The sequence below is a fragment of the Sphingomonas sp. CCH5-D11 genome, assembly GCF_001557395.1.
Classification (GTDB): Bacteria; Pseudomonadota; Alphaproteobacteria; order Sphingomonadales; family Sphingomonadaceae; genus Sphingomonas.
Window position 1 is genome coordinate 1 of record NZ_LSKH01000102.1, and the last position, 5,418, is coordinate 5,418.

Below are 5,418 nucleotides of genomic sequence, written 5' to 3' on the forward strand. Positions count from 1 at the left end.
TTCGTCGGCCGGGCCGGCGGAGGGGTGATCAGCCTTCGTTCGCCCAGAGCGTCAGCAGCGTGTGCGCGATGGCATAGGTGGGCGGCGCGACGAACGGCCCCTCACCCGCGAGCGACGCGCGCACTTCCTCGCGCGTGAACCAGCCGGCCTTTTCCAGCTCATTCTCGTCGAGCGTGATTGCATCATCCTCGGCGACGCCGACACAGGCAATCATCAGTTGCGACGGAAACGGCCAGGGCTGGCTCGCCACATAACGGACGCCGGAAACGCGCACGCCGGCCTCCTCTTGGATTTCTCGCGCGACAGCCTCCTCGATCGACTCGCCCGGCTCCAGAAAGCCGGCGAGCGCGGAATAGCGACCGGCGGGCCAGCTTGGCTGACGTCCGAGCAGGGCGCGCCCGTCATGCTCGGCGATCATGATCACCACCGGGTCGACGCGCGGAAAATGCTCGGTCGAACAATTCCCGCATTTACGGCCCCAGCCGGCACGGAACGGCGTGGTCAGCGTACCGCAATTGGCACAGAAGCGGTGCCGCGCATTCCAGTCGAGCACCGCGCGCGCCATGGCATAAGTGGCGGCCTCACCGGGCGCGAGCTGGTCAAGCGCGCGGAACAGCGCGGGTGAACGCAGCGGCGGAGCAGGCACGCCTTCCGGCGCGGCGGCGAAGCGCGGCCGCCCCTCGTCAAAGCCGAGCAGCACGATATGCGCGTCGTCCGCCGCCTCCGTCACCATCGTCCAGCCGAGGCGGCCATCCTCGGTGATTTCGGGATCATAGCCGTCCAGCTTGAGCAGCCGGGCGCGCCAGTCGCCCATCGCGGCGGCAAAGGCCTCCGCATCGTTGCGGTGATCGGCAACGCGGCTGAGCGTGCCGCCCGTGAAGCCCGGCACGCTCATCGCGCGGTCAACCGCTGCATGTCACGCGCCAGGGCGGCGGATACGTTTCGCCGAACCGGCCATTTATCATCCGGGAAATATTGCACCATCACCGTTCCTCGCATCTTCCTGACCGGATCGACCCAGGCGATGGTGCCCGCGGCACCGCCCCAGCCGAATGTTCCCTTGGACGGCACGCCGCCCGGCGCATTTTCGAGATAAACCGAGCCGCCGGCACCGAACCCCATGCGCGCCGACATGACCCCGCCCGTTCCGTCGCCCAGCCCGCCGAACGTCACGCCGGGCGGAAGGAGGTTCGACATGGCGAGCGCCACCGTTTCCGCCTTCATCACCCGCCGCCCGTCCAGCGTGCCGCCGTTCGCCAGCATGTGGAGGAAGCGATCATAGTCGCGCGCGCTGGAGACCAGCCCCGCGCCACCATAGGGAAAGCTGGGTGGCTTGAGGTACACCGACGTCGCCGCGCGATCGGTTGGCGCGCGAACATCCCCGACGAACACGTAGTTGGTGGACAATCGCCCCACCTCGCTCGCCGGGACGCTCCAGTAGGTCGATCGCATGTTCAGCGGGCCGAGAAGGCGCGTCTGCACGAAGCGGTCGAATGGCATGCCGCTCGCCTGCTCGATCACCGCGCCCAGCACGTCGAGGCCAATGGAATAATGCCATTTGGTGCCCGGTTCGGCGATCAGCGGCACCGCCGCCACCCGGTTGGCGAATTCTGCGAGCGTGGTCGGGCGGGCGGTGCGCGCCTTGGCCTCCATCTGCGCATTCACCTGTGCCGGCACGATGCCGCGCCGCTCATATTCCTGCAGCAGCGGCCCCTTGGCATTGATGCTGTAGCCAAGGCCGGCACTGTGGGTGAGCAGGTGGCGGATCAGGATCGGCTTCTTCGCCGGCACGCTGTCCAGCGAGGTATCCGGGCTGGTCAGCACCCGCATGTTGGCGAACGCGGGGATATATTTGCTCAGCGGATCATCCAGGCCGATCCGCCCGTCCTCCACCAGGAGCATCGCCGCCATGCCCGTCACCGGCTTGGTCATGGAATAGATCCGCCACAGGCTGTCCGGACCGGCCAGTGGCGCGCCCGGATCGTCGGAGATGCGGCCGGCGGAAACGAACTGCGGCGGGGCGTCGCCAACGCCGAACGCACCCACCACGCCCGGCATCTTGCCGCTGGCGACATAGCCATCAAACAGCGCCTGCGTTTCGCGAAGCAGCGGGTTTGCGCCGGGCGCCGCGGCGACAGTAGGGGCAGGGGCAGGTTGCGGTGCCGGCTGCGCCTGACGCGCGTCGCCCATCGTGGCGGCGAATGCCAGCAACACCATGGTGCCGCCCAGCCAATGCGTTCTCATCGCACCCTCCCTATCGCCTCTGCGGCCTTTGCGAAGACGGTCGGCAATCCCGCGGATGCGAGATCGTCGACCGGCCACCATTCGCCCCCGGCCTGCGCTGAATGCGCGTCCCCGCGCGCCACGGCAAGCGCGAGTTCGAGGGTGAAATGGGTAAAGCCATGGCTGACCACATGGTTCAACATCGCCCAGTCCAACGCCGCCGGTGCCCCTTGCAGCCCGGGCGCGGCGGGCTCCCAGGGCCCCGTCGGCAAGGCGCGCATGCCTCCAAGCAGCCCCTTCGCCGGACGGCGGACCAGCAGCACCTCGCGCGCCGAAGAGGAAAGACCATCGCTGCCGCCACGCTCCAGCCAGAAGATGGTGCCGAACCGCGCCGGCCGGGGCTTCTTCGCCGGCTTGACCGGAAACGCCTCCTCCTCTCCTGCCTGGTGCGCGGCGCAATCACGGGCGAGCGGGCACAGGAGACACTTGGGCTTGCGCGGCGAGCAGATGGCGGAGCCGAGATCCATCATCGCCTGGGCGAAATCGCCTGCGCGCCGATCGGGCGTCACCTGCTCCGCCGCCGCCCGAACCGCGCGCTTTCCCGCGGCGCGAAACAGGCGAGACACGACACGTTCGACATTGGCGTCGACCACGACGGCGCGCTGTCCGAACGCGATCGCCGCCACCGCCGCCGCCGTATAGTCTCCCAGCCCCGGCAGGCCACGCAGCGCGTCTTCCGTTCCAGGCAGGCGGCCGCCATGATCGGCGACGATCGCCTTTGCCGCCCGCACAAGATTGCGGGCACGGGCGTAATAGCCAAGCCCCGCCCAGGCCGCCATCACCTCCGCCTCGTCGGCGGCGGCGAGGCTGGCGACATCAGGCCATCGCGCCACCCATGCCTCGAAGCGCGGGCGCACGGTGGCGACCGTTGTTTGCTGAAGCATCACCTCCGACAGCCAGACCCGATAGGGATCGGGCGTTACGCCGGGCGGTGCGCGCCATGGCAGGGTGCGGGCATGACGATCATACCAGTCGAGCAGTCTGTCGGCGATCGAGCGCTTGGCGTCCACGCCCCGGCTATGGCATGGGGCGCCAGATGAGCAAGCGGGTGCGAGCGTCCCAATCACAGCCGGAACCCGCGCGATCAAACCGTTCGCGCCCGGTATCCGAGCTGCTGCCCAGCGTCGGCGGCGCGGCATTCCGCCGTTTCGGCTTCGTGCAATCGTCGATCGTGACGCGCTGGCCCGATATAGTGGGCGAAAAGCTTGCCGCGGCGAGCGCTCCCGAATCGATCAAGTTTCCGGTCGGCAAGAAGCAGGACGGCACGCTTAGCCTGATGGTTCGCAGCGCCCATGCGGTGATGATCCAGCATGTCGTGCCGGAGATCATCGAGCGAGTGAACCTGTTCTTCGGCTATCCCGCCATCGCCAAGGTCGCCATCCGCCAGGGCGATGTGGCGCCGCGGCCCAAGCCGCGCCCCTCGCCTGCACCGCGCCCGGTTCCGGTCGAGTTGGGGCAAAGCCTCAAAAGCATCGAAGACCCTGAGCTCAAGGCCGTGCTGGAGGCGCTTGCCGCCGGCGTCGGCGCTTTCCATGGATTGCCCACCGTCAAATGAAAAAGCTGCTTGCCCTGGCCGCCCTGGCCCTCGCCGCGCCACTGACTGCCGCGACCCAGAAACCGTGGACGGCGACCGCCGCTCTCGCGCCATCGGGCAGCTTCGTCATCGGCAACCCCAAGGCGAAGGTGAAGCTGATTGAATATGTCAGCTACACCTGCCCGCATTGCGCGCATTTCTCGCGTGATTCCGCGCCCGTGCTGAAGGGCAAGATGATCGCGTCCGGGTCCACCAGCCTGGAGGTGCGCAGTTCCATCCACGATCGGTACGATCTGGTCGCCGCCACGCTGGCGCGCTGCGCCGGGCCGGGGCTGTTCCCCAAGATCCATGACCTGCTGTTCACGCGGCAGGAGGAATGGCTGAAGCAGGCGGCGGCCTTCGATCAGGCATCGGGCCAGGCCAATGCCGGCAAGTCTCAGCCGCAGATCATGCGCGCACTCGCCGATGGTGCCAGGCTGACCGGCATCGCCAAAGCCGCGGGCATGACCGATAGCGCCATCGCCGCCTGCTTCGCCAACGAGGCGAATGTCGCCAAGACGCTTCAGGTGGCGCAGGCAATGCAGGGTAAGATCACCGGCACGCCGACCTTTGAACTGAACGGCAAGCTGATCCAGAATACCGACTGGGCCGGGCTGGAACCGGTGCTGCGCGCCGCCGGCGCCAAGTGATTGATACGGAGTGATAGCATGAAATTGCGTTTTGCCGCGACCACCCCTCTCCTCGCCTGCGCGCTTGCGATGCTCGCCGCCTGCGGAGACAGCGGCAACAGCAACGCCGCCGCACCCAATTCGATCGCCGCCACCGCGGCGCCGGCCGGGCAGGACTGGACTCAGGTCGTCTCCAAGACGGCAGACGGCGGCTATGTGATGGGCAATCCCGACGCGCCGCTGAAGCTGGTCGAATATGGATCGCGCACTTGCCCGACCTGCGGCAATTTCGGCCGGACCGGCACCCGCCCGCTCGAAGACACGTACATCAAGAGCGGCAAGGTCTCCTATGAATTCCGGGACTTCCTGGTCCACGCGCCGGACCTTGGCGTCGCGATCCTGGGCCAGTGCGCCGGCGAGACGCCGTTCTTCCCGATTCTGGAGCAGATGTTTGTCGAGCAGAACCAGTTCCTCGAGAAGCTGGAAAGCGTGCCGGCCGACTTTCAGCAGCGCCTGCAGGGTATGAGCCCGGCGCAGCAGGCGACCGCCTGGGTCGAGCATCTGGGCTATATCGACTTCGTGAAGCAGCGCGGGCTGACCGAAGCGCAGGCGCGCCAGTGCCTGTCCGACACGAAGCGGATCGAGGATCTCGCCAAGGTTTCCGAAGTCGCGATGCGCGACAAGGAAGTGACCGGCACGCCGACGTTCATCCTGAACGGCGAGAAGCTGGAAGCGGCAAGCTGGCCACAGATCGAGCAGGCGCTGAAGGCTGCCGGCGCCTGATGCGGGCTGAGCGGCGTCAAAAGGGCAGGGACGACGACCCACGTGGGGCGTCGTCCGGCCCTATCCGTCGTCCGGCCCTGATCGCAGAAGTGGCTTAGATCGCTGCCCAGGCGGCGGTCTCATCCTCGTGCCGGCGGGTGACAACCAGAT

General features: G+C 67.5%; 6 protein-coding genes. 3 read left to right on the forward strand and 3 right to left on the reverse strand.

Going from position 1 to position 5,418, the window contains the following annotated elements; translation table 11 throughout:
* Positions 1-28: 28 nt before the first annotated feature.
* From nudC to AX702_RS06790, 3 genes are read right to left on the reverse strand one after another with little or no spacing between them, the layout of a single operon-like run.
* Positions 29-895, reverse strand: a complete 867-nt coding sequence (nudC, locus tag AX702_RS06780) for an NAD(+) diphosphatase (RefSeq protein ID WP_066777843.1) — start codon at positions 893-895, stop codon at positions 29-31.
* Positions 892-2,244 (reverse strand): serine hydrolase domain-containing protein, encoded by a 1,353-nt coding sequence (locus AX702_RS06785; protein WP_066777846.1) that lies wholly within the window; start codon positions 2,242-2,244, stop codon positions 892-894. Before AX702_RS06785 ends, nudC begins: the two co-directional genes overlap by 4 nt.
* Complete coding sequence (locus tag AX702_RS06790) at positions 2,241-3,293, reverse strand: A/G-specific adenine glycosylase (RefSeq protein ID WP_066777848.1); 1,053 nt, start codon at positions 3,291-3,293, stop codon at positions 2,241-2,243. The genes AX702_RS06785 and AX702_RS06790 overlap by 4 nt, the downstream gene beginning before the upstream one ends.
* Before the next feature lie 26 nt (positions 3,294-3,319).
* Here AX702_RS06790 and AX702_RS06795 point away from each other — a divergent pair, with 26 nt between their 5' ends.
* The 3 genes from AX702_RS06795 to AX702_RS06805 are packed head-to-tail and all read left to right on the forward strand — an operon-like array spanning position 3,320 to position 5,268.
* Entirely contained in the window at positions 3,320-3,838 is a 519-nt protein-coding gene (locus tag AX702_RS06795) for a DUF721 domain-containing protein (protein ID WP_231731757.1), read from the forward strand.
* The gene (locus AX702_RS06800) at positions 3,835-4,506 is read left to right on the forward strand and encodes a thioredoxin domain-containing protein (protein ID WP_066777853.1); all 672 of its coding nucleotides are present in this window, start codon (positions 3,835-3,837) and stop codon (positions 4,504-4,506) included. The genes AX702_RS06795 and AX702_RS06800 overlap by 4 nt, the downstream gene beginning before the upstream one ends.
* An 18-nt stretch (positions 4,507-4,524) precedes the next feature.
* Positions 4,525-5,268: a thioredoxin domain-containing protein gene (locus AX702_RS06805; RefSeq protein WP_066777858.1), complete on the forward strand. Its 744-nt coding sequence runs from the start codon at positions 4,525-4,527 to the stop codon at positions 5,266-5,268.
* Positions 5,269-5,418: the final 150 nt, after the last annotated feature.

Bases quoted from the DNA above. Each gene is read 5' to 3' on its own strand.
- nudC (WP_066777843.1), bottom strand. From the start codon at position 895: ATGAGCGTGCCGGGCTTCACGGGCGGCACGCTCAGCCGCGTTGCCGAT.
- AX702_RS06785 (WP_066777846.1), bottom strand. From the start codon at position 2,244: ATGAGAACGCATTGGCTGGGCGGCACCATGGTGTTGCTGGCATTCGCC.
- AX702_RS06795 (WP_231731757.1), top strand. From the start codon at position 3,320: ATGAGCAAGCGGGTGCGAGCGTCCCAATCACAGCCGGAACCCGCGCGA.
- AX702_RS06800 (WP_066777853.1), top strand. From the start codon at position 3,835: ATGAAAAAGCTGCTTGCCCTGGCCGCCCTGGCCCTCGCCGCGCCACTG.
- AX702_RS06805 (WP_066777858.1), top strand. From the start codon at position 4,525: ATGAAATTGCGTTTTGCCGCGACCACCCCTCTCCTCGCCTGCGCGCTT.